At 65.5% G+C, this 3,632-nt stretch carries 3 protein-coding genes; all 3 read left to right on the forward strand.

The annotated features are described in order from the left end of the window. Window positions 1–352 (forward strand): nucleoside deaminase (locus tag ABLA28_RS10990; RefSeq protein ID WP_347713699.1); only part of this gene is annotated, 352 nt, incomplete at its 5' end. 99 nt (window positions 353–451) lie between these two features. Next, window positions 452–2,110, forward strand: coding sequence for a DHH family phosphoesterase (locus ABLA28_RS10995; protein WP_347713700.1), 1,659 nt, complete (start codon window positions 452–454; stop codon window positions 2,108–2,110). A gap of 292 nt (window positions 2,111–2,402) precedes the next feature. Then, window positions 2,403–3,632: RelA/SpoT family protein (locus ABLA28_RS11000; RefSeq protein WP_347713701.1), on the forward strand; the 1,230-nt coding region annotated here is incomplete at its 3' end.

A 3,632-nucleotide genomic window follows, 5' to 3' on the forward strand; every position in this document is an offset into this window, starting at 1 on the left:
GAGGGGGTCCAACCGGAAGAGCTGCGACCCGACCGCCCACGCCGAGGTCCTGGCCATCCGCTCGGCCGCGGAGCGGTTGGGACATTGGAACCTCAGGGACTGCGACCTCTACGTGACGCTGGAGCCCTGTCCGATGTGCGCCGGGGCGTGCGTGAACGCGCGCATCGGGGCCCTGGTCTTCGGGGCTCGGGATCCCAGGGCCGGCGCCGCGGGATCCCTTTTCGACATTCCGCGGGACACGCGCCTGAACCACCGCTGCCGGGTGCGGCAGGGGGTTCTGGCGGAGGCGTGCCTTTCGCTGCTGCGCGAGTACTTTTCGGCAAGGCGCCGCAGTCGGGAATACGAGCTTTAAGGGTCGGATGCGGAAAATTATCGATGCCGGGGGGACCTGCCCACCTCCACTTCGTCTTGGGCGGCGGGCCTTTTCGGCGGTTCGGAGAGGAATATATCGTTGTTGTCGATCTGTACGGATTCCAACCTGAAACTTTACGAGATTGGGGAGACCACCCGGGATCTGGCTCGCCGTCTCCAATGTTCCGAGCTGGCGGCGATGGTCCTGGAGATGCGTTCCTGGGACGGCGGTGCGGATCCGGATGGGGTCAGAAAGTGGATGAACCCGTGTTTCGAGGAGCTGCTGGATGCCCTGGACCTCGGGGCGGCGAGCTCGAGGGCGGCGGAGCTCTGGCGCTCCAGGAGCTCCTTCGGCAACATCCTCGTCTATGGGGACTACGACACGGACGGCATTTCCGCCACGGTGCTGGCCATGGAGATCTTCCGGCACAAGGCCTCGGGGGTCCGATACTTCATTCCCCGCCGCGACGTCCACGGCTACGGACTGCATCCTCCCGTCCTGGAGCAGGTGGTCCGGGGGGGATGCAATACCCTGGTCGTCGTGGACTGCGGGACGAACGACTCCGAGCTGCTCGCCGGACTGAAGGAGCGTGGGGTCGAGGTATTCGTCTTCGACCATCATACGGTGGCGGAGCGCCCGGCCTTTCCGACGATTGTGAATCCCTGTGCGGACGGCGGGGAGAACGCCCGGAAGCTCTGCGCCACGGCCGTGCTGTGGAGCTGGGCCTGGAAGGAGAATATCCTTTCCCGGTCGTGGCTTCAGTATGCCCTGGACCTGGTGGCCCTGGCCACGGTCTCCGACTGCATGCCCCTGAACCCTCTGAACCGCTCCCTGGTTCAGAGGGGGCTGCGCCTCATGAGGACCAACCCGAGGCGGGGACTGGGCGCCCTTTTCGAGAAGCTGGGCATCGTCCGGCGCCTTTTGTCCGAGGAACAGCTCTCGATGCGCGTGATCCCCTGCCTGAACGCCCCCGGCCGCATCGCCTGCGCCGACATCTCCGTGAGGGCCCTCCTGGGCGTGGGGAGCGACGATGCGGTCTACGAATGCGTGAACGACCTCGTCAGGGCCAACCGGAGACGGCAGATGATATCGGAGCAGATCGCCGGGAAAATCCGCCTCTCGGACGGTGAGGACCGGCATGTGATGTTTGACGATTCCTGGCCGGTTGGGGTGCTCAGCGGCGTCGCCAGCCGCATCTGCGCTCAGCGGCGCACGCCGGTGGCCCTGGCTGCGCCCGTCGGCGACAAGATCCGGGGGACCCTGCGCGTCCCGGTTGGGGGAAACGCCGTGGACGTCCTGAGCGAGATATCCGATCTCCTGGACGCCTGGGGAGGGCACCGCTACGCGGCCGGCTTCTCGGTGCTCACTCAGAACTGGAACGAGGTCGAGGAGGAACTGGAGAGGCTCCTGTCCGGGATGGGGATACGGGAGGAGCCCGTCGCCGCGATCAACATCTCGCCGGCGGAGATCTCCCTGAACGACTGGAGGGCGGTGAAGGAGCTCGGCCCGTTTGGGAACGACAACCCCTGCCCGCGCTTCTACAGGGCCAGCAGCCCGAGCGACCGGATAGAGCCCCTGGGGAAGGACGGCAGGCACAGCGCGGTGAGGGTCGACAACGTCCGTCTTCTGGCCTTCAACGCCGCGGCCGACCTTCAGGAGACCTCGGGGGTGACGGGCTGGATCTATCATCCGCGCATCGACTATTGGCGCAACGAGGAACAGGTTCAGTTCGTCCTGGACTACGCGGTCGTGAATTGAAGGAAGCGCTGACTCAAGTCAAAGCGCTGAATTTATCCATCCATGAAGTCTCCCCGTGGATTTTTCAGGGGAGGCGTCTGCGAACGGCAGAGTCCGGGGAGGGACCGGAGCCTGAGGAAAGGGGGAGGGCCTCGTGACGGATGAACGCTTGAGATCGGCGCCTGCGGAGCGGTTGGACGCGGGTACGGGGGCGTCCCCTGCCTCCGATGGCGCCTTGCGCGCCGACAACGAGGCGATGAAGGCCATCCTGAGCAGCGTCCCGGAGCTCTCCGGCAGCGACGAGCAGCGGGAGATGGCGCACCTGCGCGATTCCTTTCTGGAGCAGCTCCCGGAACAGTGCCGGGTGGAGAGCGTGCGGGCGGCCTGGCGCGAGCTCTGGGCCAAAGCCCTGACCTTTCTCTCCTCCTCTCAGATGCATCGCCTGGGCAAGGCCTTCGTCTTCGCCGCCAGGGCCCACGCCGACCAGAAGCGCGTGGCGGGGGATCCCTACGTCATCCATACCCTGAGCACGGCGTCGATCCTCGCGGACATGCAGCTGGACCTGGCCACCCTGACGGCGGCCCTGCTGCACGACGTCCTGGAGGACACGCCGACGTCCCCCGAGGAGCTGAGCGCCGCGTTCGGCGAGGACGTCCTGACGCTGGTCGGCGGCGTGACGAAGCTGGGCAAGCTGCCCTTCATGTCGGTGGAGGGGTACCAGGCGGAGAACCTGCGGAAGATGTTCATCGTGATGGCCCGGGACATCCGGGTCGTCCTGATCAAGCTCGCGGACAGGCTGCACAACATGAGGACCCTGGGCGCGCTCCGACGCGACAAGCAGGAGCGCATCGCGAAGGAGACGCTCGAGATCTTCGCCCCTCTCGCGCATCGCCTGGGGATCTACCAGATCAAGAGGGATCTCGAGGACCTGTCCTTCCGTTACCTTCAGCCGGAGGTCTACAGCGAGATCCGGCGAAAGACCAAGAAAAAGCTGCCCCAGATGGAGGAGATCATCCGGAAGGGGATCGAGACGCTGGAGTCCCGCCTTGCGAAGGAGGGGATTCCCTGCAAGATCAAGGGCCGGGCCAAGCATTATTACAGCATCTACGAGAAGATGCAGCGCAAGAAGCTCTCCATGGACGAGCTGTACGACATCCTGGCCATCCGCGTCCTGGTGGAGGACGTGTCCACCTGCTATGCCGTGCTGGGCATCGTCCACTCCCTGTGGGTTCCGATCCCGGGGCAGTTCGACGACTACATCGCCACCCCGAAGAGCAACATGTACCAGTCGCTGCACACCACGGTCATGGCCTTCGGCGCCCCCATGGAGGTGCAGATCCGGACTCAGGAGATGAACCGGCTTGCGGAGTACGGGATCGCCGCCCACTGGCTCTACAAGTCCAAGGGCGGCTCCGCGGACAGCCTGGACGCCAGGCTGATGTGGGTGCGCCAGGCATTGGAGGGCGGCCCGGGCGAGGGGCACGACCCCGAGGAATTCCTGGAGCTGCTGAAGAGCGACGTCCTGACCTCGGAGGTCTACGTC

Source organism: uncultured Fretibacterium sp., assembly GCF_963544685.1.
In the GTDB taxonomy this organism is placed as follows: Bacteria; Synergistota; Synergistia; order Synergistales; family Aminobacteriaceae; genus CAJPSE01.